At 36.2% G+C, this 22,932-nt stretch carries 23 protein-coding genes, 1 tRNA gene and 4 pseudogenes; 12 read left to right on the forward strand and 16 right to left on the reverse strand.

Annotated features, from left to right (window positions below; all coding sequences use genetic code 11):
- Window positions 1-94: 94 nt before the first annotated feature.
- The 11 genes from RHABOEDO_RS07930 to RHABOEDO_RS07980 form a co-directional block, all read right to left on the reverse strand.
- A complete protein-coding gene (locus RHABOEDO_RS07930; protein WP_215216854.1) occupies window positions 95-1,021 on the reverse strand; it encodes a cell division protein FtsQ/DivIB in 927 nt (308 codons plus the stop codon).
- Window positions 1,022-2,368 (reverse strand): UDP-N-acetylmuramate--L-alanine ligase, encoded by a 1,347-nt coding sequence (gene murC / locus RHABOEDO_RS07935; RefSeq protein WP_215216853.1) that lies wholly within the window; start codon window positions 2,366-2,368, stop codon window positions 1,022-1,024.
- Window positions 2,361-3,446 (reverse strand): undecaprenyldiphospho-muramoylpentapeptide beta-N-acetylglucosaminyltransferase, encoded by a 1,086-nt coding sequence (gene murG, locus RHABOEDO_RS07940; protein ID WP_215216852.1) that lies wholly within the window; start codon window positions 3,444-3,446, stop codon window positions 2,361-2,363. The genes murC and murG overlap by 8 nt, the downstream gene beginning before the upstream one ends.
- Window positions 3,436-4,536 carry an FtsW/RodA/SpoVE family cell cycle protein gene (locus tag RHABOEDO_RS07945; RefSeq protein WP_215216867.1) on the reverse strand — a complete coding sequence of 367 codons (1,101 nt, stop codon included), beginning with the start codon at window positions 4,534-4,536 and terminating at the stop codon, window positions 3,436-3,438. The genes murG and RHABOEDO_RS07945 overlap by 11 nt, the downstream gene beginning before the upstream one ends.
- A 164-nt stretch (window positions 4,537-4,700) precedes the next feature.
- Window positions 4,701-5,336, reverse strand: a complete 636-nt coding sequence (locus RHABOEDO_RS07950; protein WP_215216851.1) for a LysM peptidoglycan-binding domain-containing protein — start codon at window positions 5,334-5,336, stop codon at window positions 4,701-4,703.
- Window positions 5,337-5,341: 5 nt separating this feature from the next.
- Window positions 5,342-6,619 (reverse strand): UDP-N-acetylmuramoyl-L-alanine--D-glutamate ligase, encoded by a 1,278-nt coding sequence (gene murD, locus RHABOEDO_RS07955; protein ID WP_215216850.1) that lies wholly within the window; start codon window positions 6,617-6,619, stop codon window positions 5,342-5,344.
- Between the two features lie 230 nt (window positions 6,620-6,849).
- The gene (locus RHABOEDO_RS07960) at window positions 6,850-7,863 is read right to left on the reverse strand and encodes an IS30 family transposase (protein ID WP_215216525.1); all 1,014 of its coding nucleotides are present in this window, start codon (window positions 7,861-7,863) and stop codon (window positions 6,850-6,852) included.
- 640 nt (window positions 7,864-8,503) lie between these two features.
- Window positions 8,504-9,412 (reverse strand): hypothetical protein, encoded by a 909-nt coding sequence (locus RHABOEDO_RS07965; protein WP_220017525.1) that lies wholly within the window; start codon window positions 9,410-9,412, stop codon window positions 8,504-8,506.
- Between the two features lie 23 nt (window positions 9,413-9,435).
- On the reverse strand, window positions 9,436-9,846 hold the full coding sequence (locus tag RHABOEDO_RS07970) for a transposase (RefSeq protein WP_220017526.1): 411 nt from the start codon (window positions 9,844-9,846) through the stop codon (window positions 9,436-9,438).
- On the reverse strand, window positions 9,785-9,952 hold the full coding sequence (locus RHABOEDO_RS07975; RefSeq protein WP_220017527.1) for a hypothetical protein: 168 nt from the start codon (window positions 9,950-9,952) through the stop codon (window positions 9,785-9,787). The genes RHABOEDO_RS07970 and RHABOEDO_RS07975 overlap by 62 nt, the downstream gene beginning before the upstream one ends.
- On the reverse strand, window positions 9,909-10,262 hold the full coding sequence (locus tag RHABOEDO_RS07980; RefSeq protein ID WP_215217041.1) for a transposase: 354 nt from the start codon (window positions 10,260-10,262) through the stop codon (window positions 9,909-9,911). Before RHABOEDO_RS07980 ends, RHABOEDO_RS07975 begins: the two co-directional genes overlap by 44 nt.
- A 437-nt stretch (window positions 10,263-10,699) precedes the next feature.
- Between RHABOEDO_RS07980 and RHABOEDO_RS11815 the strand changes: the two are divergent.
- Both RHABOEDO_RS11815 and RHABOEDO_RS11820 read left to right on the forward strand, forming a co-directional pair.
- Window positions 10,700-10,889 (forward strand): annotated as a pseudogene (locus RHABOEDO_RS11815) (transposase); the annotation flags it as partial.
- A gap of 105 nt (window positions 10,890-10,994) precedes the next feature.
- A pseudogene (locus tag RHABOEDO_RS11820) lies at window positions 10,995-11,210 on the forward strand (IS5/IS1182 family transposase); the annotation flags it as partial.
- Here RHABOEDO_RS11820 and RHABOEDO_RS11825 read toward each other — a convergent pair.
- Window positions 11,190-11,294: pseudogene (locus RHABOEDO_RS11825) on the reverse strand (transposase family protein); the annotation flags it as partial. The pseudogenes RHABOEDO_RS11820 and RHABOEDO_RS11825 sit on opposite strands and share 21 nt — an antisense overlap.
- Window positions 11,295-11,508: 214 nt before the next feature.
- Here RHABOEDO_RS11825 and RHABOEDO_RS07995 point away from each other — a divergent pair.
- On the forward strand, window positions 11,509-11,727 hold the full coding sequence (locus RHABOEDO_RS07995) for an IS630 transposase-related protein (protein WP_215217448.1): 219 nt from the start codon (window positions 11,509-11,511) through the stop codon (window positions 11,725-11,727).
- A gap of 20 nt (window positions 11,728-11,747) precedes the next feature.
- On the opposite strand, the gene mraY is transcribed toward RHABOEDO_RS07995, so the two are convergent.
- Together mraY and RHABOEDO_RS08005 are read right to left on the reverse strand one after the other, a co-directional pair.
- Window positions 11,748-12,947: a phospho-N-acetylmuramoyl-pentapeptide-transferase gene (mraY, locus tag RHABOEDO_RS08000; RefSeq protein ID WP_215217447.1), complete on the reverse strand. Its 1,200-nt coding sequence runs from the start codon at window positions 12,945-12,947 to the stop codon at window positions 11,748-11,750.
- 67 nt (window positions 12,948-13,014) lie between these two features.
- Window positions 13,015-14,328, reverse strand: a complete 1,314-nt coding sequence (locus RHABOEDO_RS08005; RefSeq protein WP_215217446.1) for a UDP-N-acetylmuramoyl-tripeptide--D-alanyl-D-alanine ligase — start codon at window positions 14,326-14,328, stop codon at window positions 13,015-13,017.
- A gap of 99 nt (window positions 14,329-14,427) precedes the next feature.
- Here RHABOEDO_RS08005 and RHABOEDO_RS08010 point away from each other — a divergent pair.
- The 4 genes from RHABOEDO_RS08010 (at window position 14,428) to RHABOEDO_RS08025 (ending at window position 17,499) form a co-directional block, all read left to right on the forward strand.
- Window positions 14,428-14,498 (forward strand) — tRNA-Cys (locus RHABOEDO_RS08010).
- A 20-nt stretch (window positions 14,499-14,518) separates the two neighbouring features.
- Complete coding sequence (rsmI, locus tag RHABOEDO_RS08015; protein ID WP_215217445.1) at window positions 14,519-15,340, forward strand: 16S rRNA (cytidine(1402)-2'-O)-methyltransferase; 822 nt, start codon at window positions 14,519-14,521, stop codon at window positions 15,338-15,340.
- 96 nt (window positions 15,341-15,436) lie between these two features.
- Window positions 15,437-17,020, forward strand: a complete 1,584-nt coding sequence (gene groL / locus RHABOEDO_RS08020; RefSeq protein WP_215217444.1) for a chaperonin GroEL — start codon at window positions 15,437-15,439, stop codon at window positions 17,018-17,020.
- A gap of 134 nt (window positions 17,021-17,154) precedes the next feature.
- Window positions 17,155-17,499 (forward strand): hypothetical protein, encoded by a 345-nt coding sequence (locus tag RHABOEDO_RS08025; protein WP_215217443.1) that lies wholly within the window; start codon window positions 17,155-17,157, stop codon window positions 17,497-17,499.
- A gap of 84 nt (window positions 17,500-17,583) precedes the next feature.
- Here the strand turns inward: RHABOEDO_RS08025 and RHABOEDO_RS08030 are convergent, their stop codons facing one another.
- Both RHABOEDO_RS08030 and RHABOEDO_RS08035 read right to left on the reverse strand, forming a co-directional pair.
- Window positions 17,584-18,123, reverse strand: coding sequence for an IS630 family transposase (locus RHABOEDO_RS08030; RefSeq protein WP_320412789.1), 540 nt, complete (start codon window positions 18,121-18,123; stop codon window positions 17,584-17,586).
- A complete protein-coding gene (locus tag RHABOEDO_RS08035) occupies window positions 18,075-18,443 on the reverse strand; it encodes an IS630 transposase-related protein (protein ID WP_215216866.1) in 369 nt (122 codons plus the stop codon). Before RHABOEDO_RS08035 ends, RHABOEDO_RS08030 begins: the two co-directional genes overlap by 49 nt.
- A 267-nt stretch (window positions 18,444-18,710) precedes the next feature.
- Here RHABOEDO_RS08035 and RHABOEDO_RS08040 point away from each other — a divergent pair.
- The 5 genes and pseudogenes from RHABOEDO_RS08040 to RHABOEDO_RS08060 all read left to right on the forward strand — a co-directional run.
- A pseudogene (locus RHABOEDO_RS08040) lies at window positions 18,711-18,881 on the forward strand (transposase); the annotation flags it as partial.
- A gap of 189 nt (window positions 18,882-19,070) precedes the next feature.
- Complete coding sequence (locus RHABOEDO_RS08045; protein WP_245397606.1) at window positions 19,071-19,943, forward strand: metallophosphoesterase family protein; 873 nt, start codon at window positions 19,071-19,073, stop codon at window positions 19,941-19,943.
- On the forward strand, window positions 19,936-20,343 hold the full coding sequence (locus RHABOEDO_RS08050) for a YkgJ family cysteine cluster protein (RefSeq protein WP_215216997.1): 408 nt from the start codon (window positions 19,936-19,938) through the stop codon (window positions 20,341-20,343). Before RHABOEDO_RS08045 ends, RHABOEDO_RS08050 begins: the two co-directional genes overlap by 8 nt.
- A gap of 14 nt (window positions 20,344-20,357) precedes the next feature.
- Complete coding sequence (locus RHABOEDO_RS08055) at window positions 20,358-22,115, forward strand: phospho-sugar mutase (protein WP_215216998.1); 1,758 nt, start codon at window positions 20,358-20,360, stop codon at window positions 22,113-22,115.
- Window positions 22,112-22,891 (forward strand): SDR family NAD(P)-dependent oxidoreductase, encoded by a 780-nt coding sequence (locus RHABOEDO_RS08060; RefSeq protein WP_215216999.1) that lies wholly within the window; start codon window positions 22,112-22,114, stop codon window positions 22,889-22,891. Before RHABOEDO_RS08055 ends, RHABOEDO_RS08060 begins: the two co-directional genes overlap by 4 nt.
- Window positions 22,892-22,932: the final 41 nt, after the last annotated feature.

The raw sequence follows: 22,932 nt of genomic DNA on the forward strand, positions 1-22,932 counted from the left end.
GAACTCATTAAAGAGTATAAGCTCAAATTAAACCTTCTCGCGTCTTGGATCAGAAGGCGAACCAAAACAGCGCTAGCTGTAATCGTTCTGAGGTTTAAGACGCACTTTGTACAAAAGCTAATTTTGATAAACGCAGATCGATCACTTTTTCTCTTAGACGTAAAAAGGGCTGGTTTATCTGTAATACTACCCTCTTTTTTTCTTGCTCAATCAATTCCTCCTTTAAATTCAAATAATTCACAAGTTGTTCTTTATAATTTTTTGTACCTAAACGAAGAAGGTGAGGAAAAATCATTTGTTGTTCTAGTCCATTTTGCCATTGTAAGATGATATTATCCACTTTTAGAACAATCTCTCTTTTACCACAACTAGAAGCAAATGCATGAGAGAGATCGATCCGTACCACATTGGATAATCCCACTTCATGAATCAGTTGAAGCAAAGAAAAAACCAGATTTACATAAGTACCGGTCATGGCTTCTTTCCATCTCACAACGGGTTTATCAGGGTCCGTAGATCGCCTGCCAAAAGAAGACAACCCAAAGTAGATATACGGCAGGTTTTTAGGAGAAAGAAAAGGATAGAAAGGAAAAGGGTAACCCGCTTTATCCATTACCACATTTTCGTAGTCCTCAACCCATGCAACTGGTTGACGAATCGTATAATCTATGTAAAGAGTGGCAGGCTTTAATACTTTTACATCTGCCTGAGCGATTAAAGGAGAAGAAAGCAACCGCTGTTTAGCTAGCTCTTCATTAAAAAAAATTATACTAGTTGGAACATCGCGAGAAATTTGCAAAAGTTCCGCTAAATATTCTGTTTTCAAAGCTTCTTTTTGGGGACCTGTTTGGATAATGGAGTGGATTTGATTGTCATAGCTAAAGGCTTTTTGGTGTTTTTTTTTTAAATACTGCTTTAGATAAGCAAAAGACCCTCCTGTACATAGAAGCGTAGAAACAATAATCCAACCAATTGCATAAGAAAGAGGTAAACGTATAGAGAGTTTTAATCGAGATATCATCTAAAGATTTTCCATAATATCATAAGATAGGCTACTGATGTCTCCAGCCCCCATAGTTATTAGACAGTCCCCTGTTTGTAGGATTTTTACAAGCTGACAAGATAATTTGCTACGGGAGAAGTAATAAGCAGGACGCTTAATTTCCTTGTTAATTTCGCGTAATAAAAGCCCTTCATCGATCTCTTTAATAGGAGCCTCTCCAGCTGTGTAAATGTCTGTAATAACCACTATATCCGCAGCTTCAAAAGCAGCCCCAAACTCATTTAAACAAGCCAGGGTACGCGAATAACGATGAGGTTGAAAAGCCAAAACAATCCTTGCTGATCCTACTGCATTTTTTATAGCTCTTAAAGTTGTAAGGACTTCCGTAGGGTGATGAGCATAATCATCATAAAAAATGACCCCTTTTGCTTCTCCTTTACACTCTAGACGTCGATTTATCCCCTTAAAGCTCATAAAAGCACTGCGGATTTTTTCTTCCATCATCCCTAATTTAAGGCAAAGACCAAATACTGCAGATGCATTGAGTATATTATGCCTACCTATTATGGGTATTTCTATCTCTTTATAACGTTTATTTTCAAAACAAATAGTAAATATATTCCTCCATTTATCTTGACGATGGCTTTCTATAAATAGTGCATTTTTTTTATCAAACCCATAACTATACCCTTTAGTTACAATCTCCGATAACCACGGGTTATCCCCATGCCAAAAAAAATGCTCCCATGAGATAATTGAGTCAATAAACTTCTGGAATCCCCTAACCAATCCATTCATTGTTTGCCAGTAATCAAGATGATCACGATCGATATTTGTGATAATTGCCCCGAAAGGGGTATATTTTAAAAAAGACCCATCGCTCTCATCTGCTTCTGCAATAAAATAACGCCCTTTTCCATAGCCTGCATTAGCATTTAAACCACGGATAAATCCCCCTATTGCAAAACTTGGCTGCATCTCTTTTTCAAGCAAGATATGAGCTAAAAGAGAAGAACTTGTGGTCTTTCCATGAGTTCCTGTTACTAATAAAGCTTCTTGAGGCTGCATAATTAAGGCGAGTAGATCAGATCTATGCAAAATACTAAGCTTATGCGATTTTGCAAACATAAGCTCTGAGTTATCAGAAGAAATAGCGCTGCTGTAAACAACAGCAGCATCTAAAGGAATTTGCTCTTTTTTATGCCCAATAAAGATCTTAGCTCCTTTTTTTTGCAACCCACTTGTAATGCAAGAGTGCACGGTATCGCTTCCACTAACCATTGCGCCTTTTTCTAGAGCAATTAACGCCAAACCACTCATTCCAATCCCACCAATACCAATGAAATAATAGTGTTTGTTATACATGTAGAGTCTCTATAATGAGATCGCTCATTTCTCTTTTTTCACTCTTGAGATTTTGCAGAGAAACACGCATTTGCTCTCCTAATTCTGGATTTTTATAAAATGTATCTAAAAACTCTAAGATTACTCTTTGCATGTCGATTCCCTCTTTAACTACATAAGCTGCGGATAGACGCTCCAGAAACAAAGCATTTTCTCTTTGGTGCTGCTCTGTTGCATAAGGATAAGGAACAAGTATTGCAGGCACTTGGTAGTGAATGATTTCAGCTATTGTAGCAGCGCCTGATCTACAAAGAGCTAAATCTGCCGCATAGAAGACTTGGCTCATATTTTTCTCAAAGGTTTTAATGGATGCGGGAATATTATGCCTTTTACAGAACTGCTCTACTTCAACAGATATTGATCTACCAGCTAAATGGATGATCTGAAAAGGTATCTCTTTAGCAAGTAAGTGCTTGCAAATACTTAATACAGAATGATTAATAGCAGATGCTCCTTGAGAACCTCCAAAAATCAAAAGAGTAAAGCGATGAGGAGCTAATTGAAGTTGCTCTCTTGCCTTTACTTGCGATAGAGTAGACTCTTTTACTCTTAAAGGCCAAGCCACTTCTATCAGATTCCCCTTGATTTTCTTTGCGAGAGGTAGATGAATTGCGGTATGAGTAGCAAAAGAGGAAAAAAACCTGGTTACTTTTCCTGCTACTGTATTCGATTCGAATAGCATGAACGGTCTTTTTTGCAATTTTGCTGCACATAAAATAGGGAAGGCATGAAAACTGCCAAAACCGATGATAAGATCTGGTTTAAAGCCTTTAAGAAAAAAATAACTTTGAGCAACTGCTTTGAGTAAAGCATATAGCGCCCCTAAACATCTGGTTAATCCTTTCTGAAAAGGTGTTTTGGCCAAAATTTCATGAAACTTAAAACTCTTTCTGTCAAAATATAGATTTTCTTTTAACCCAGATCCAACAAAGAGAACTTCTATCTCTTTTTCTTGCAGCTTTTTAGCAATCTCTTGTGCGGGCAAGAGGTGTCCACCTGTTCCTCCTGCAGCGATTATCACTTTTTTTTTAATCATCATTTTTCAGTTGTTGTTTAGATTCTTCTGCTACTTTTATAATAACGGTTAGTGCGAGCATATTTGCAATTAAAGAAGACCCTCCTTGGCTAAAAAAAGGAAGATTCGTGCCCTTGCTAGGTAATAATCCTGAAACTATGCCTAGGTTTAAAAAAGCTTGAAAACAAATCAGAAAGGTAAAACTTGCCACAAGATAAAACCCACCGATTTCCTTTACCTGCAACGCAATAGCAAAACCACAAAACGCTACCATAGCATACAGAAAAATCAGAATACTCATCCCAATAAAACCACACTCCTCTGCAAAAATGGCTGCAATATAATCACATCTTGCCTCTGGAAGATACTCTAGCTTTTGTAAACTCTCTCCGATTCCTCTGCCAAATAACCTACCAGAGCCCGCTGCAATTCTTGCTTGATAAGGTTGATGTCCCTTGCCTTTCAGATCGTATTCTGGATGTAAATAGATCTTTAATCGATCTGATACATGAGGCATTTGTGAAGCAACCACAGCACCTATACAGCAAATAATGGCTAAAGGCAGTGCCCAGTATACCCAATTAATCTGGCTTAAGATGAACAAAACAATTAAAGCAGAGAGAATAATGGCCACTGTTCCATTATCGGGCTCAATTAAGATTAAGCCTAAAGGAATACAAATAACACCTAGCAAGCGTAAAAATTGCAGCCAATCCAAAGAGCTTTTTTGTTTAGTGACCGCATAGATATAATACAAAGGGATTACATACTTGACAAACTCTGAAGGCTGTAAAGAATTTCCAAACAGACTAATCCAACGACGAGCTCCATTGAGTTTAGGCCCAAATACCAAAACGAGAATTAAACCTATAACCCCTAAAAAAAGTAGCAATGGACTCAATGACAAAAGAGATCGATATCCCACCGACCAAATAGCAATCACGCCTATTGCGCTTATAGCTGCATAGAGAAGTTGTTTTACTAATGCATAATAAAGGCTACGGTCTGAAAAACGATCTAGAATTTGTGCAGAGGTTGTATTAAAGACCATAACAAGGCCTAATACAAAAAGCACAGAAATAGAGCTGAGCATGATAAAGGCGTAACGATTCATAAAAATCGATCCTTGAAAACAAAAGCTATACTCGTTTACATTCAAATTAAGAAGTTGAATATATAAACATTTTTATAAAAAGAATAACCTATTCTTGCAAGATAGAGCAGCTTTTTCAAAAAAACTCAGTTATGCAATTCTTAATTTGAAAGAAAACTAGTGTATTAACGAATACGCAATTTATCCCCAGGTCGTAGTTTTCGAGCTTTTTCCTCGCTCATCTCATTTAGATTCAAAAGAATTTCTAGCTTAATATTATTTTTCTTTGCAATAATCGAAGGATTATCTCCTTCTTTTACAATATAGTATTGGGTTGTCTCTTCCAAAACAGGGCTTGCGGTATGATTAGAAGGAATTTTCAGAATCTGGCCAATACGCAAATGAGATGTTTGCAACCCATTTAGTCGCATAATTTCATGAACCGTAGTATGATGTTGGCGAGCAATTTTTTCCAACATATCCCCTTTTTTGATAGTAACCTCTTGTCCAGCTAGTTTTTCCGTTTTATTTTCCAAAATAGCAACTTGCCTAGGTTCTCCTGCAATAACAGGATTTTGGATGACTACAGGTTGTTCTACAGTATTTAAGCGTTGCTTTGCAAATTGTTCTAAAGCGTGATCTACAGCATCTCCTTTTTGAATAACTACTTCCTTTTTAGGAGAACCATCTACAATAGGCTTCAATGGTTCTGGCTGATAGCACGTATTATGCATATGTGGCTTTAGGGCGCTGGCAAATAAAATAATTAATAAACCTGCATTAACCAATACAGCAATAATAATGGTATCTTTACGACTCATAACTCTTAAATCTCCCCATCTCTTAATAAGCGCACTTGATACTGAAATTCTTTTCCTCTATGAGCATAGTCACAAAACATATCAAAACTTGCACATCCTGGTGAAAGTAAGACGCTCTCTTTTTCCTTGGCAAGCTTTTTTGCCATAATTACTGCTGTTTGCATGGAGTCAACGCATATAACGGGAACAAAAGGATGCAGTTCCTGTTGTATTTTTTTTGCTGCTAAGCCAATTGCTATAATTTGTCTTACTTTTCCTGAAAAAGGTTTTTTCCAGACTGCATATGAGCTTCCCTTATCAACCCCTCCGGCAATCAGGATAACTTCCCCTTTCATTGCGCGTACAGCACAAATAACCGCATCTATATTTGTGCCTTTACTATCATCATAGTAATCAACTCCAGCAATAGAAGCTATATATTCTAATCGGTGTGGAGGCCTACAAAATGTGGTTAAAGCTTTCGTAAATTGTGTGTGGGAAATACCAAAAGGTTTACAAAGAGCCCAAGCTGCTAATGCATTTTCCCTTTCATGCTCTGCACATTCTCTATATAGTACCGATGAAAAATATTCAAGATCTTTTTGATAAAAACCTAATGTTTTATATTCGTTTCTTTCCAAAAGAAAACCAAACCGCTCCACCACTTTCTCATGTACAAATAAAGAACCTCTCTCTTTTATACAATTTTGTAGACGTAGCTTTGCTCTAGCATAAGCTTGCATATTAGAATAACGATCTAAATGATCTGGTGTAATATTAAGAACAACCGCTTGATCAAATACAGGAGAGTCTAAAGTTTCCAGTTGAAAAGAGCTCAATTCAACCACAAGAACCTCTGCTTTTCGAGGAGCAAGCACATAAGAACAAAGAGGCATGCCCACATTCCCCATTGCTTTTGCATAAATTCCACTTGCCTTTAGAATATGTTCTACCATTAGAGTTACAGTAGTTTTACCATTGGTTCCTGTCACCGCTATTAAAGGCGCTGAAATAAAAGGCAGGGCTAATCCTACCTCTGTGACAATAGAAATACCCCTATCTTTAGCAGTTGTATAGATTACATGTTTAGGATTAACTCCCGGTGAAATAACGCATTGATCTATTTCCTCCCAACAAATAGCTCCAAAATCGGGAATACACTTTAAGCCAAGCTCTTCTAAACGAAGAGCTTCTTTAAGATCCAAGTAATCATCAAAAGCACATACGTTTTTTTTATGGAATAAAAGTAATTCCGCAGCAGCCCTTCCGCTTTTTCCCAGTCCCAGGATAAGAGCCCTTTTCATAAAACCCTCTAAATACCAAACGGTTAAAGCTTATGCTTATTTTCAACTAAAACTACAAGATTTGTGATTTAAAAACTATAGATGAACCTATCTTGAATTGACTATAAATTTTCATTAGGATGCATGGTTTTTTTATTAGACCTCTTTCAAAACCCATTAACATAGCTCCAGATTGGCCCTTTCAACCTTGAAGTGCACAAAAAAGAACATATAAATACTTGAAAAAACATCTATTGTGCACCCGAGCATAGCATGTTTGTAGATAATCTCGTAAACACTTCTAGTGGAGTTTCGAAGTTGAGAGCCTTTCTAGGTCTGTTATTTAGTAAAGTTTCCACCCTTTCTATATCCTTAGAAGTCGTATCTAAAAAGCTTTGTGTTTTAGGAAAATATTGCCTAACTAGTCCGTTTGTATGCTCATTTAAGCCTCTTTCCCAAGAATGGTAGGGCGTTGCAAAGTAGAAGTCTGTCTCTAGCTCGAAACTAACCATTTGGTGATAGGCAAATTCTTTTCCGTTGTCTGCTGTTAATGTGTGTACAAAATCTTTGATAGGTTTAAGTTGTTCAATTAACGCTTGACTTACTTCCTCTGCAGTTTTATGAGAAACTTTGGCGAGCTTAGTTAGCTTGGAAGTTCTTTCTACCATTGATACAATTACGCCTTTATGTCCTGCCCCTATGACTGTATCTAGTTCCCAGTCTCCTAAACGAGTCTTTTTTTCTACAATACAAGGCCGTTGCTTAATATCTATACGACCAGGCATGTTCCCTCTTCCAGAAGCTCCCTTTCTCTGCTTGTTATATTTTTTCCCTCGATGACGGAGCTCTCTATAAAGCTGTCCTCCCTGTCGTTTATCTTTCCAGATATGATTATAGATGGTCTCATGACTAACATGTTCTTTACCATGTCTTTTAAGCCATCCGGATATTTGTATAGGGCTCCATTGCAACTTGATTTTTTCTTCAATACGGGTAACTATTTGAGGAGTCATTTTTTTATTGGGCTGAGAATTTTTTCTAAGAAATGCTTTTTCTTGAGCTTGCTGATGACGGTATCCTCGTTGCCCTTTATTTCTCTTAAGTTCCCTACTAATAGTGCTATGATGAACTTTTAGAATGTTTGCTATTGAGCTAGATGTATCTCCTCTAGCTTTTAAAATATAAATCTGACATCTTTGGTCATAGGTTAGGTGATGGTAGCCTTTAGGCAAGGTCTCTCCTTGTGTTTGATTGTTAAAAATCACAATAGAGATTCTTTCATCGCCTGCCTATTCTTTTTTTAATTCTTCTGTGCACTTCAAACTTGAAAAGACTTCCTTAAATATCCTAAAATCATGTCTTCTACCTTTGGAAAAAAAGGTACAAATAATCTTTTTTGTATCCTTGCTCATTACAAAATGAAAATGCTAGATACATTACACCAATTTGACACTGAACTTCTTGCATAACCCCCTATTTTAAAGCTTTCATTTATAGATTCCTATCTTAACAAAAGCATTTCCAGATATATCGCTCAAACAATCATATCTCATGGACTAAATTCCTTTAAAATTATTGGTTATGCAAGCGATCTACTGTCAATGAAGCGCTGCCTGTCAACTCAAGTTCTGTCTAGGACACAAATCTGACGCTGAGATAACCAATCTAATTTCTCAGTGCCCATACTTCTCTTATCTCACTACGTCCTCGAGTACATTTTTCAGACCGCCAATAATCACAGCTAGCTTCTTCCGGTATAACGTCCTGTGCTTGTTCAAAAAAGTTATGAGCTTCTGCATGTAAGTGGTCTTGATTGCCTTTAAGGGCAATAACATAATCTCCTCCCTGGGAACAAATCTGTTCTAATACTACTTTGTGACAACCGGCTGCATCGATTTTTATCTCTCAACTATCAAGCAAAATCTTCATGCGTTGGCCCTGTACTTGAGTATGGCCTTGTCTCTGCGAAGTTTTTAAGTTATTAGCAAGATGTAAACTATGCTGGCATCTTCTTTTTTTCTTAAACATGAAAATACCAGCTAATAAACTTCCAGTTGCAAATAGAGCTAATCCTATTAATGCAATCCCTCGTTGAATATTTGTTGATTTAGTTATTTTAGGTTCTGTTGTTGTGGTTGGTTCAGGTATTGCTGTTGAAGTAGCAGCTGTTGGTTTTGTTTGTTTAACTGTTGTTTCTGGAGCAGTTGTTGAGTGAGTTAGTTCAAATATTGTAGTTGGTTTTTCTGAACTTTTTTTATATCGAGTTGACCTACTACACTGCTCTTCTAATTGAGCAATCATGCTCTCTTTTTCTTTTAAAGAGCTATTACATACCTGATTTTCTGTACGGCAAGTATTAAGATCAGCAATCAGGTTTAACACGGTAGGTGGTAGTTTTGTGTGGTTAACTGTTATTTCTGGAGCAGTTGTTGAGTGAGTTAGTTCAAATATTGTAGTTGGTTTTTCTGAACTTTTTTTATATCGAGTTGATCTACTACACTGCTCTTCTAATTGAGCAATCGTGCTCTCTTTTTCTTTTAAAGAGCTATTACATACCTGTTTTTCTGTACGGCAAGTCCTATAATCGATAACCAGGCTTGTCATGTATTCTACCGATACCTCGTAAACAGGTTCTATTACTCTAGGTCTTTTATGTCTTGCATGAATACGCTTTGACCGTGGAATATTTCCATACTTTGAATCTGTAAACCCATTTCCAATTTTCACCTTAGCCACTCTATCTATTTTTCGATGTGAAGAAAACATATTGGTAGCATTCTTTAAATTCATTGGAAGTTCATTTGAAAATGGCACTATGAACCTATCTTGAATTAAATTTACTGTTTTAAAGATACTTGCCGACTTAAGAAATTCATCCAATATCCCAGTAGTCCAAACATTAATAGTCCGTTCCAATATATTGCCTTTCTTTCCCAGCGCACTGTAAGACGACGGAAGCATGTCTTTAACCAAGAAATCGTTCTCTCAACGACCCAACGTTGCTTTTCAAGGTAGCAAATGCCTTTTATCTTATATCCCTTAGTGTTTCTTTTCCGAGCTATCAGAGGAAAAACCTCATGGGAAAGAACATCGATACGTGTTTGCTCTGAGTCATAACCTTTATCTGCTTCAAGTATGGGTACTTTTCCCTGATTCCATGCTTTTTTAATGAAGGAAATGACTTTCCTAAGCAGAGGGATCACTTGTTTTTTTCTCATCCCCGGATGCTGATGTAAAAGTGATTGCAAGAGGCTTTCCTGATTTTTCTACCAGTAAATGCGATGTCACGCCTTTACCTTTGTAGCCATAATCAACTTGCTCTCCTCCTCCGCGTCCGCTGGAAAAAAAAACCATCTACAGAGAGTCTCTGGGCATCAATACACCCCAGCTGTTCGGCAAGCTTAAGCAGCTCTTCTAAAAATTGATCTAAAAATCCAGCAGATTGCATTCTTCCAAGCCATGCGTGTGCTGTTGAGGGATGAGAAAACTCCTTGTTTCTAGGTGCATCTTTCCAAGGAGCTCCTGTCCGAAGCACCCAGAAAATAGTATTCACTACAGGTCTCCATGGCGCTAATTTTCTTCCATAATGGTTACGATTTACCCATTTTTCCATTTGAGGTTCGAGTATTTTAAACTGTTCTTCATTTAATCCTTGCTTGCTCATGTCATCTGTCTTTAGTTAAAAAATAAAAAGATCTGGTATCATAGCGAAAATTTATATTCAATTCAAGATAGGTTCTTGAATTGATAAAGCTCATTTTTATTTCCTAATATTAAATTGTTCAACTTTTTAAAAAACAAGAATACGAAGACTTATTTATTGCAAAATTTCGCGAAAATAAATATCCTAATAACGTTGAAGTTATTCTTTGAAATACATTATCTTGAATTTTGTGCATACATAAATCGTCAAAATCTTTCGACTATACTAGTGCCGATTCAAATGGCTAACTTATATAGAGTTCAAGTCAACGAATTGAAACTTGTCGTTAATCCTACATTTCAAAACATCTGTTAGTTTCGGTATCTCTTCTAAGAGCCTGTTTAAAATCTTCTCATTAAGGTATAATGATAGTTTTCATAAAACCTTTGGAGGTAGTTATGACCCGCTCTTATCCAAGCGATATTTCTCGTAAACAATTTAGCAAAATCCATCTAATAATTGAGTCTACACGCAAAAAAACACGTCCACGAAGAGTTGATCTATATGATATTTTTTGTGGAATTTTGTACATTTTAAAAAGTGGTTGCCAGTGGCGTATGTTACCCATAGAGTATCCTAAATGGGAATTATGTTATTATTATTTCCATCTTTGGAATAAAAAAGATGATAAAAATTCTAAGAGCCTGTTTAAAATCTTTTCAAAAGTGAGGATATTCTGGAGAAAGATTTGGAAAGAGTGTACAGGAAATATTAGAATATATATTAGAAATAGCAAAAAGAAATGCACTTCATACTTTTACAGTCATTTCTAGAAGATGGATTGTAAAGCGTTCTTTTGCGTGGATAGAAAAATGTCGCAGGCTATGGAAAAATTGAGAAAGAAAACTACATACAAGCCTGAATATGGTGGTTCTTGCTTTTATTGCTCTACTTTTGAAAAGATTTTAAACAGGCTCTCAGACCGTACCTGCAACCTGTGTGAAAATACGTTCGATATTCTCTCAAATATTCTAAAGTCTTTAAAAGCTTGTCTTCTAGGTTTAAGTAAGCCTTTTCTCCTAGCTTTTCTCTATCTTTTGTTTTGCTCTTCCAATAAAATTAAGACCTTTTCTTCAAAAGTTTTTCGTTTCACTCCTGTTAGTCTTCTAAATTGCTCGGGTGAGAGTGATTGAAGTTCTAAGTAATTTTTCATATTCCTCCATTTAGGAAGGAAGTATAGCAAAAACCTAATTACGCAAGAAGTCTAATGAAGGCTAGCCAGCTATTTCAAGTTGGGATTGCAACTGTCTACCGATGGGTAAAGAGTAAGAAACAAAGAGGAAACGTAGAACCTCTAAAAAAGAAAAGCACTTATAGGAAAATTGATGATCAGAGATTAATCGCTTATGTAGAGAAAAACCCCGATCATTTTTTATCAAAAATTGCAAAGCATTTTGGTTTGACTATGCAAGCAAATACAAACTAAAATAGCAACAGCTCTAACTCTTACTGAAATTTTAAGGAAACTAACCCCAATAACGCTAAAATCAAACCCATAATCCAAAAGCGAATAACCACTTTTGTCTCAGGCCAGCCCTTATATTCAAAATGATGGTGAAGAGGTGTACATAGAAAAATACGTTTGCGATTACGCAATTTGTAACTTCCTACTTGTAAGATCACAGAAAGGGTTTCTGCAACAAATACTCCCCCCACTAAGGCTAAAAGAAGCTCTCTTCGTAATAAAACAGCACAAAAGCCAATGATCCCCCCTAGAGATAATGAGCCGATATCGCCCATAAAGACCTGTGCCGGGAACCCATTATACCACAAAAACCCAAGAGTTGCGCCAATAACAGCAAATAAATAGATAGCTATTTCTCCACTTTGTTTGATGTATAAGATATTTAGGTAACGAGCCATTTCTTTATTATTTGATAAAAAGGCAACGATTCCTAATACAACCGCTACCATAATCAAGCAACCTGAAGCTAAACCATCTAATCCGTCTGTTAAATTTACCGCATTGGAAGAACCGGTGATTACAAATACACTTAAAAAAATTCCAAGCACTAAGCTTAAACCAGTTAACTTAAATAGAGGCTTTTTGATAAAAGGAACAAAATAATAGCCCATGTATTGCTGTGTATTTAATACTTTCCACTCTCCTTCTGTCTTGCTTCTTTTAACCCATTCTTTAGCAATAGGTGGATGCAAGAAGTCTTCTTGTGTAAACTGAGGGATATATAGATAGCTACAAATTCCTAATGTAATAAACAGCTGCATGAGAAATTTGGTGCGCGCCTTCATTCCTTTAGAATTTTTTAATTTCATTTTTAAATAATCGTCAATTCCACCTATAACTGCTAGACCCAAAGTAAGTAAGCATAACATGATGGTAAAGCTGCTTCTCCAATCCATCCACAAAATAAGGGAAATCAGTGCCGAAAATAAAAGGAAAATACCTCCCATAGTCGGGGTTTCTTTTTTTTTTTGATGAAGTTCTGCTAATAGAGGGCAATCTTCCACACGAATTGACTGTCCTGTTTTTAAGGCATAGAGCCTTCTGATACAGTAAGGGCCTATCCAAATCGCACATAGCAAAGAGCTCAATGCTGCTAGTATCGTCCGAGTAGATGAATAAGTAAAAACCGAATGTAATGGAATTCCTAAACTACTTAAATATTGATAAATGAAAAGAATCACGGATGCACTCTTAAGTTGTTCTTTAAGTAAATGTTATCTTAAGCTAGAAGATGAAAACATCGCAATCCTAATCCAAAATGCGCCATAATTGATGAGAATTCGCGCCTTTAATTAAAACAACATCACCATGGCTTGCAAGAGCATATACAGCTTTGTACAGATCTTGAAAATCATGATATAGATAAGCTTTGCGTTTATTCTTAATAAATAATTCTACCATTAAGGAACAATCTTTTCCTAAACAGAGCAATATATCGGTGACTTCTAATGCGTATTTAGCCACTTCCAAATGACATGTCTCTGTAAACTCTCCGAGCTCTTTCATATCCCCTATTACAGCAATTGTCTTTCCTTTAGACTTTGGCAAGGACTTAAAAGCTGCTCTCATGGAAGACACACTAGCATTATAAGAGTCATCAACAAATATAATCCCTTTTTTTTCTACAATAGTAAATCGATGAGAAATGGTTTTAAGTTGCTTGGTTTGTTCAATAATCTTTTTCCAGCAAACGCCAAATTCCCTAACAACTAGAGCAGCACCACAAAAATTTTCCCATAAATGCTCTGCTTGAAAAGGCAAAGAAAAAAAAGAAGATCTACCAGATTTTTCTATCAAACAAAACTTTTCCTCACAAACTTGTAAATAGAGATCTAATCCTTGTGATAAACCATAATTTTTTTTGGGCAACAAGCTATTTTTAATAGCGGAAAAATTTCCTACATTAGATCCTAAAATAGCAAGACGCGTTTTGCTGGATGACAAAACTTCAGCCTTTGCCTGAGCAATAGCTTCTAATCCTTCTGGAAAATAAGCGCTATGAGCTAAACCTATATTGGTGATTACAGCAATTTCTGGAGGGGCAATAGATACAAGTTTAGCTATTTGTCCTTTTTGACTCATTCCCATTTCCACAACAAAAATATCTGCTTTTCTATCTGCATTTAATAAAGCCAAAGGTACCCCTATTCGAGAATTGGCATTACCGGGAGTTTTCGCAACCCTAAACTGCGCGGATAAAAGCGCTGCAATAAACTCTTTAATAGTTGTTTTCCCCACAGATCCAGTAACTGCAATAATACGGGTTTGTCTCTTTGAAAATACAACCTGTGCCAAAAGATGTAATGCATTCATGACATCTTCTACAGCTAATAGAGATAAACCATAGCTTGGCCCTTTGTATCGCTTGGATACAACAGCTGCTACTGCCCCTTTTTTTGCTACTTCTCTTAAAAAAGCATGACCATCCACTCTCTCTCCAGACAGAGCAAAAAACAGATCGCTTGGCTCAATTAGCCTGCTATCTTGATGAAATCCCTTTATGGAAACCAGATTAGAGGAGAGGATGCCTAAATAAGCTGCAATTTCTTTACAAGTATACATTTGTATGAAAGAGTAACTAAATAAAGATTTTAATCATTAAAAAAACTTATCCTTGACCCTTTTATGCTTAATACAGCATAATTTTTGCAAATTCCTTAAGGTGGCATGGCCAAGTGGTAAGGCAGGAGCCTGCAAAGCTCCTATCCCCAGTTCGAATCTGGGTGCCACCTTTTATTTTTACTAAAAATCCATGTTATATGTAGTTTCAACCCCTATTGGCAATTTAAAAGATTTTTCCTTTCGTGCACTTGATGTACTTAAAGAATGTGATTATATCTTATGTGAAGATACCCGTCATAGCCAAATCCTCTTAAATCATTACTCGATTAAAAATCCCCTAAAAAGCTTTCATCGCTTTAATGAAAGAATGAGACTCGATAGCATTTTAGAAGATTTAGCAAATGGAAAAAATGTAGCACTTATTTCCGATGCGGGAACTCCTACAGTTTCAGATCCTGGTCTACCACTTATCTCTGCATGTCGCCAGAAAAAAATTCCTATGACAGTGATCCCAGGAGCTTGTGCTCTAATTGTTGCCCTTGGATTGTCTGGCTTTTCATCTACTGTTTTTCAATTTCTAGGGTTTGTTCCTAAAAAAGAAAAAGAAAGGGCTCTAATCCTTAAGATAGCATTAGAGTATAAAGGAACTAGTATCTTCTATGAGACTCCTCATCAAATACAAAAAACCCTGTCTCATTTACAAAAACTAGATAATACAAGGTTTCTTTGTATTGTAAGAGAAGCAACCAAACTACATGAGGAGAGTTTGTTTGGAGAAGCTAGTGTCTTACTCGATCATTTTCAAACACATACCCCTCGTGGAGAAATCGTCTTATTAATTTCAGAAAATACACAAGAGGGCTGTCTAACAGGCAATGTCATTTCGCATATTAACATACTACAAGAAGAACTACATCTTAGCCGCTCTGAAGCCGTTAAAATAGTCGCCAAACTGCATCAACTCCCTAAAAGAAAAATTTATAAAGAAGATCTTGACTTTGAAGACAACTAATTGCAAAATAAGCTTTCTCTTTTTATACTTCTTCTATCAGAAATAATCACTATTATGTCACTCTGTATGACAACCACTTTTAACTAGGAGATAGTTATGTCAACACTTAAGGAACTGATTTTCGAAGAAGAAGCCAGAAATAAATTACTCGAAGGAATAGATCAACTTGTAGACGCTGTTTGTAATACATTAGGTCCTAAAGGCAGCAATGTAGCTATAGAATCCTCTTGGGGAGCTCCTAGTATTACCAATCATGGAAATAATGTGGCTAAAGAAATCGAGCTAAAAGATCAATATACAAATATGGGAATTGCTTTAGGTAAAGAGAGTGCTGCAAAAATGAAAGAGCTGTGTGGAGATGGAATCACTACCTGTTTGATTTTACTACGCGCAATTGCAAAAAATGCCGCTAAACAAATCACATCAGGATCAAACCCTGTTCATTTAAAACGAGGAATAGAAAAAGCACTTGACGCCATTTTACATGATTTGAAGACAAATGCTATTACCATTGAAACCCAAAAAGAAATACAAAATATAGCAACAGCTTCTGCTTCAGGCGATCAAACCATTGGAACCTTTATTGCTGAAGCTATTGAACGAGTAGGGAAAAATGGTGTTATTACTATAGAAGAGAGCAAAGGAATCCACACAACGGTTGAAATAGCTAAAGGGATGCAATTTGACCGTGGCTATATCAGTTCCTCTTTCTGCACAAAAGAAGATGCACTATGTGTAGAACTACATAACCCTCGCATTTTAGTCACAGATAAAAAGATCTCATCTGCTCAAGAATTACTGCCTATTTTACAATCCATTGCCACTTCCTCTTCTGAATTATTGATTATTGCAGAAGAGGTAGAAGCAGATGCTCTTTCCACGCTAGTGATTAATAAATTAAAGGGAATACTTAAAGTAAGTGCAGTAAAAGCCCCTGGTTTTGGAGATAACCGTCAGGAAATGCTCAAAGATATTGCTATATTAACAGGCGCTAAGTTTATCTCAAAAGAGACCGGTTTGTCTTTAAAAGATGCTACTTTTGAGGATCTAGGCTATGCAGAAAAAGTGATTGTGAGCAAAGATAAAACAATTATCATTACAGATGAGAGCAAAAATGAAGAAGTAAAAGTACGCATTAAGCAGATTGAGTTAGAAATTACAGAAACTACCTCCTCTTACAACAAAGAAAAGTTAGAAGATCGCAAAGCTAAATTGATAAGCGGAGCAGCGGTCATTCGCGTAGGAGGTGCTATTGAGGCAGAAGCCAAACAAAAACAACAAATATTTAAAGACAGTCTCAATTCCACAAGAGCTGCAATTGATGAAGGAATTGTAATTGGAGCAGGAATCGGGCTTTTAAGAGCTAGCCGCAACATAAACGTGCATCTAAGCGATGAAGAAAATAGGGGAGCGCAAATTTTGATCCAAGCTTGCGAAGCTCCTCTTAAGCAAATCATTGCTAATAACGGTCTAGACAGCGCTGTTATTTTTAATGAGATTCTGAGCAAAGAGTCGCAATTTGGATTAAATGCCCTAACAGGAAAAGTAGAGGATCTTCTAAAAAGCGGCATTATAGACCCATTGAAGGTTTTAAGGTCTGCTCTACAATGTGCTGTATCAACAGCTATTCTTATTCTTTTCTCAGAGGTTTTGATTGGTAATGCTCCTGAAAAAGAATAAAAAGCTTTTATTTAGCCTAGGTTTCTTTAGACCTAGGCTGATTTTACACAAAAATACTGGTTATAAATTGAAAATAAATAAATTAAAAAATAGAATGAGCATTTAAGAGCAATATATCCATTCAAGGCTAATCTATGAAAGATCAACTCTCTTTAAAAAATCGCAAAAAACAAAGAAAAGAAATTCATTCTGCTCAAAAAAACCCCGTCATTCAAGAGAATCCTCCTGTAAAAATTCCTAAAAAAATCATGCAAAAAAGAAAAGAGTTAATGGATTCTTTTACAAGACATATGAAAATTAAAAAAGCTAGACACAATACTAAAAATTCTAAACGCACTACGCCGGGAATAGGCATTACAACAACCGATGCTCAACCAGCTCACACTCACATTGAAGGTGTTCGCTGGATAAAAACAACCATCAAACAAAATCTTGCCCAGCAGAAGATTTTGAGCCGCAATGGACCTAGAAAAAAATAAGGACGTTTTTGTCTTGCCTCTAGGGCTTTTTTTATTAATGCCAAATGTAAGAGTTTGCCTACGCTAGTAAGAAGTTATAGTTATTTAAATCGACATTGATAAAACAGCTTGATCTAAGGCTTCGGATAAATTAGCTACAGTAGGTAAAAGTTCTCGGATTTTCGTTTTCATATTGGCCCAATATTTTTCGATAGGATTTAAGTCCGGTGAATAAGGCGGGAGAAAGAGCATTTCGTATCCACTTTCCTCTATCAATGTTCTAGTTGTCTTTGATTTATGAAAGCTCGCGTTATCGAGAATCAAAACTTGGCCATGAGTCAAATTTGGAATCAATTCCTGTTTTAGCCATACATTAAATAGATCCGTATTGCAAGTTCCTTCAAAACACATCGGTGCCAGCAATTTCTTCCCTTGTAGTGCCGAAATTACACTCTGTCTACCAAATCGTTTTCCTGAAATTCCTCCAAATATTTGTTTTCCCCTCGCGCTCCTCGCATATTGCCTATGCACATATTGACTGATTCCGCTCTGATCCAAATAGACCCTTTTTTCAGGAGAAATTGCTTCTATCTTTTTTAGATATTCCGCTCTTGCTTCCGCATTCCTTTCCTTATAAAACGCAATCTTTTTTTTCTTGTGATCTTGAGTCTTTTCAAAGCGTAAAAGATTGCTTGCAAAGTCAAACCAAAATGCTTTGCAATCTCTGATAAAAAATGATCGGGGTTTTTTTCTACATAAGCGATTAATCTCTGATCATCAATTTTCTTATAAGTGCTTTTCTTTTTTAGAGGTTCTACGTTTCCTCTTTGTTTCTTACGCTTTACCCATCGGTAGACAGTTGCAATCCCAACTTGAAATAGCTGGCTGGCCTTCATTTTGTCGTTATTTTCTTCTAGGTATTGAAGCACTCGTTTTCTTAGATCCATTGAATAAGGTTTAGGCATTTCTCTACCTCCATATATTTTGTTGGAGAAAAATATACAACTTTATCAATAATATTTTAAATAACTATACATTGACTTAACAGATATATGCATACTCACTAGGTCTTTCAGAAATGCTATGGCCCTCATTTTGGCATCCATCCTATTGTTGAAGATCTTGCTACTGAGTCTTTAGATGTAACTATACTCGTTTGCATTCAAATTAAGAGTTTGAATGTATAAACATTTTTCTATCCACGCAAAAGAACGCTCTACAACCCCTTCTTGAGAAATACACTTCATACTTTTACAGTTATTCCTAGAAAATGGGTTGTAGAGCGTTCTTTTGCGTGGATAGAAAAATGTCGCAGGCTATAGAAAAATTGCGAAAGAAAACTACATACAAGCCTGAATATGGTGGTTCTCGCTTTTATCGCTCTACTTTTGAAAAGATTTTAAACAGGATCTTAGAAATATTTCTTGTATAGAGTAATTGGGGATTATTTATTGACTAAAACCCAAAACTGAGGTTCTTACACTTTTGCATAAAGAACATTGTGCGACAAGCCTTTTGCTCGTTTGTATATTTATAGAGAAGAATTCTCAGATCGGTTAATCTAATGACCAAAGTATTTTAGGATGATCACAATGGTTCGCTGCGCTCATATTTCAGATCTACATTTTGCAAAACCGTCTTGGAAAATCCATCAATTTTTTTCTAAGAGATGGATAGGAAATGTTAACTTCTATCTACGCAGACGCTCCCAATTTTGTTTTGAAAATATACAATCGCTCCCTTTGCTTTTTAAACAGTTAGGGGTTTCTAAGGTACTGATTACAGGAGATCTAACTACTACTTCTGATGAAAAAGAATTTTTAATGGCGCAAGCTTTTCTTCAAAGACTAGAGGAACAGGGCCTTTTAGTATTTCTTCTTCCTGGTAATCACGACCAATACACAAAAGCTGATTTTTCCCATAAAACCTATTATCGTTTTTTCCCCTCTTATTTTTCTGAATCTACATGTAACTTAAAAGACGATGGTCTAACAATCGTTGAAATAGAAAATAAATGGTCTGCTATTTTTTTAGATACCGCAATAGCTACGCCTCCTCTTGCGTGTCATGGTTTTTTTTCAATAGAACTAGAAAAGAGATTAAAACAAGCTTTAAAACAAATACCTAAAGATCACAGTATATTGATTTTAAATCATTTTCCTCTCATTTATAACGAAGCTCCTGAAAAAGGTCTTAAACGCTCAGAGGCTTTATGCGATCTCATTAAGGAGTTTCCTCGGGTTAATTTATATCTACATGGGCATACCCATCGCCATTGTATTGCAGATCTTAGACAAAGCGATTTACCTATTATCCTAGATAGCGGATCTATTATAGAAAAAAAAACGGGCTCTTGGAATCTCATTGAATTACATGAAAAGGAATTTTGGGTTGAGGGCTTTAAAATCATTAACAGCAAATGGCAACCTACTTCCCGCTCTTATTTTAAGGTTAATAATGTCTGAAAAATGGTATAAAGAAGGTCTACGTTTTCATTGTACAGGATGCGGTAAATGCTGCACAGGATCTCCTGGATATGTATGGGTAAGTGATAGCGAAGTGAAAGAAATCTCACAATTTTTACAAATAAGTTTTGAAGAATGCATAAAAAAATACACCCGTAAAGTGGTAGGGAGACTCTCGCTTTTAGAGGATTATCTAAGTTATGATTGTGTTTTTCTAAAAGATAAGAACTGTCAGATTTATTCTACTAGGCCTAAACAATGCCGCAAATTTCCTTGGTGGCTAGAAAACTTAAAAACAAAAAAAGATTGGGAAGAAGAGGCCATACGTTGTGAAGGAATAAACCATGTTGATGCGCCTTTGATCTCTTTTGGAGAAATAGAAAAACAAGTAGATTCTTAAAAAAGCGGTGATATATGGCAATTCCGGCAGATATTCAAAAACGTGCTGAGGTTTGGCTAAATAGCCCTTTTGATTCTGACACGCAAAACCAAGTGCGTTTGCTCATGCAAAAGCCCCAAGAGCTTATCGATGCCTTTTTTTGCGACCTTTCTTTTGGGACAGGAGGTATGCGAGGATTAATGGGAGTAGGGACCAACCGTCTAAACATCTATACTATTCAAAGAGCTACCCAAGGTTTAGCAAATTATGTAAATCAACAAAAAAAAACAGGAAAAGTTGTCATTGGTTTTGATAGTCGACATCATTCTAAAGAATTTGCAGAAGAAGCCGCAAAAGTACTTGCTGCTAATCAAATTCAAGTCTTTTTAATCCATGAATTAAGACCGACTCCTTATATTTCATTTGCTTGTCGTTTTGTGCAAGCAGATGCTGCTATTATGATTACCGCTTCTCACAATCCCGCTCAATACAACGGATATAAAGTCTATTGGAGCGATGGCGGTCAAGTTGTATCTCCACATGATATAGGTATCATGCAAGAAGTAGAAAAAATATCCCAACTTTCACAAATTCATTTAAGTGATTTTTCTAATCCAATCATCCAAAAAATTAATAATTCTTCAAATCAACTAGATCAACTAGATCAATTCTATTTACAAGCAATAGCCCCTCTGCAGGTCTTTCCCAAGCAAGACCATCAAATGGGTAAGAATTTGAAGATTACCTATACAAGCTTATACGGTACAGGTAGCACTATCGTGCCTCAAGCTTTAACACATTGGGGTTTTGATCAGGTCTATCTAGTCAAAGAACAGTGCCAACCTGATGGTTCTTTTCCCACTGTAGCTTTTCCAAATCCTGAGTATAAAGAAACATTTACAATGGGTCTGAAATATATGCTAGATACCAAGTCTGATCTTTTGATCGCAACAGATCCCGATGCAGATCGGATAGGGATTGCGATTTTACATCAAAATAAACCTATCCTATTGGATGGGAACCAAGTAGCAGCTATTTGCGCAGACTATCTTGCCCAAGTATTGAACTCAGAGAACAAAATGCCAGCTAGAGCAGCAATTGTTACAACTATTGTTTCAACGCAGCTCTTAAAAAGCATTGCAAAGCGCTATAAAATTGCCTATAGAGAAGTTCTTACTGGATTTAAATATATTGGCGAACTGATTCATAAATGGGAACAATCCCAAGAAGGCCCTCATTTTCTATTCGGTGCTGAAGAGTCTTACGGCTACTTAATCGGTACTCACGCAAGAGATAAAGATGCTATTGTCATGTCTTGTTTACTCGCAGAAATTGCGCTATATGCAAAAAAACAGAATCAAACCCTCCAAGATCGCTTAGAAAAGATTTATCAAACATATGGTCTTTTTCAAGAAAAGCAATTTTCTATAGATTTTGCACCTGGTAAAAAAGGCATGGAAAAAATTGAGAAAATTATGCAACAATTAAGACAAAACCCGCCTAAGACAATTGCAGCGATAGACGTGCTCTATATAGAAGATTATCAAAAAAGAATACGTTTTACCTTAGAGCTTAAGCAAGAAGAAGCCCTAGAGCTACCTCTTTCTAATGTATTAGTGTTTGGATTAAAAGATCAGAGTCGCTTAATTATACGCCCCTCTGGAACAGAGCCTAAAATAAAAATATATCTATCTACTCATTTAGATTCTTATTCTTCATTAGAACAAGGAATTAATCAATGTCAAACTCATTTACATACTTTACTAACTAATTTTAACCAGTTTATATTATGAATTATGATTTAGCTTTAGTCACTGGAGCTACATCTGGGCTAGGAAGAGCCTTATGTTATGCGTTAGCGCAAAGAAACATCTCTTTAATTGCAGTCGGTAGAAATATCCAAAAATTACAGCTTCTCGCTAAAAAAATACAAACACCGATTCGAATTGTGCAAGCAGATTTGAGCCAATTAAATCAAAGAACTTCTCTTTATGCACTGATTCAAGAGCTCTGCCCAGATCTTGTGATTAATAATGCAGGATTTGGTTTGTATGGCTCTGCTATAAAGCTACCCTTAAAACTATTGCAGGAAATGATCCAAGTAAATATACAGGCTGTTATGGAGTGTTCTATAGAAGCTACTTCAGCGTTAAAAAAAGCTAAAAAGCCCGGGTTGATCTTAAATATTTCATCAGCCGCTGCTTTTTTTTCCTATCCTAATTTTTCTGTATATGCAGCTAGCAAGGCATTTGTCTACCGTTTTTCAGAAGCTCTGGACATAGAGCTATCTGCTTATCATATTCGTGTACTTACCATATGTCCTGGACAAATAGCAACGGATTTTCGTAAAAAAGCCTCTCAGAACTTCCCTCAAAAACCAGATTATTTTACCCTATCTTGTGAAAAAGCAGTACGATTGATCATCAAACAAATAAGCCAAAAAAAAAGAGTAAAAATCATCGATCTAAGATATCGCTTGATGATTTTTTTAACTTACTTTATTCCTAAGAGCTTTCTACTGCCTCTTTTGCAAAGATCTTTAAGTAAAAGATATAGAAAAAATTCCTAAATCTTACTTCTTTAAACTCAAAGGTCCTGATCCAAAATGCG

Source organism: Candidatus Rhabdochlamydia oedothoracis, from assembly GCF_019453995.1.
GTDB classification, from domain to species: domain Bacteria; phylum Chlamydiota; class Chlamydiia; order Chlamydiales; family Rhabdochlamydiaceae; genus Rhabdochlamydia; species Rhabdochlamydia oedothoracis.

What these genes read in the sequence shown, in the direction of transcription:
- RHABOEDO_RS07930 (WP_215216854.1), bottom strand. Translation starts at nt 1,021, where the DNA reads ATGATATCTCGATTAAAACTCTCTATACGTTTACCTCTTTCTTATGCA.
- murC (WP_215216853.1), bottom strand. Translation starts at nt 2,368, where the DNA reads ATGTATAACAAACACTATTATTTCATTGGTATTGGTGGGATTGGAATG.
- murG (WP_215216852.1), bottom strand. Translation starts at nt 3,446, where the DNA reads ATGATGATTAAAAAAAAAGTGATAATCGCTGCAGGAGGAACAGGTGGA.
- RHABOEDO_RS07945 (WP_215216867.1), bottom strand. Translation starts at nt 4,536, where the DNA reads ATGAATCGTTACGCCTTTATCATGCTCAGCTCTATTTCTGTGCTTTTT.
- RHABOEDO_RS07950 (WP_215216851.1), bottom strand. Translation starts at nt 5,336, where the DNA reads ATGAGTCGTAAAGATACCATTATTATTGCTGTATTGGTTAATGCAGGT.
- murD (WP_215216850.1), bottom strand. Translation starts at nt 6,619, where the DNA reads ATGAAAAGGGCTCTTATCCTGGGACTGGGAAAAAGCGGAAGGGCTGCT.
- RHABOEDO_RS07975 (WP_220017527.1), bottom strand. Translation starts at nt 9,952, where the DNA reads ATGGTTTTTTTTTCCAGCGGACGCGGAGGAGGAGAGCAAGTTGATTAT.
- RHABOEDO_RS07980 (WP_215217041.1), bottom strand. Translation starts at nt 10,262, where the DNA reads ATGAGCAAGCAAGGATTAAATGAAGAACAGTTTAAAATACTCGAACCT.
- RHABOEDO_RS07995 (WP_215217448.1), top strand. Translation starts at nt 11,509, where the DNA reads ATGAAGGCTAGCCAGCTATTTCAAGTTGGGATTGCAACTGTCTACCGA.
- RHABOEDO_RS08005 (WP_215217446.1), bottom strand. Translation starts at nt 14,328, where the DNA reads ATGTATACTTGTAAAGAAATTGCAGCTTATTTAGGCATCCTCTCCTCT.
- rsmI (WP_215217445.1), top strand. Translation starts at nt 14,519, where the DNA reads ATGTTATATGTAGTTTCAACCCCTATTGGCAATTTAAAAGATTTTTCC.
- groL (WP_215217444.1), top strand. Translation starts at nt 15,437, where the DNA reads ATGTCAACACTTAAGGAACTGATTTTCGAAGAAGAAGCCAGAAATAAA.
- RHABOEDO_RS08025 (WP_215217443.1), top strand. Translation starts at nt 17,155, where the DNA reads ATGAAAGATCAACTCTCTTTAAAAAATCGCAAAAAACAAAGAAAAGAA.
- RHABOEDO_RS08035 (WP_215216866.1), bottom strand. Translation starts at nt 18,443, where the DNA reads ATGCCTAAACCTTATTCAATGGATCTAAGAAAACGAGTGCTTCAATAC.
- RHABOEDO_RS08045 (WP_245397606.1), top strand. Translation starts at nt 19,071, where the DNA reads ATGGTTCGCTGCGCTCATATTTCAGATCTACATTTTGCAAAACCGTCT.
- RHABOEDO_RS08050 (WP_215216997.1), top strand. Translation starts at nt 19,936, where the DNA reads ATGTCTGAAAAATGGTATAAAGAAGGTCTACGTTTTCATTGTACAGGA.
- RHABOEDO_RS08055 (WP_215216998.1), top strand. Translation starts at nt 20,358, where the DNA reads ATGGCAATTCCGGCAGATATTCAAAAACGTGCTGAGGTTTGGCTAAAT.
- RHABOEDO_RS08060 (WP_215216999.1), top strand. Translation starts at nt 22,112, where the DNA reads ATGAATTATGATTTAGCTTTAGTCACTGGAGCTACATCTGGGCTAGGA.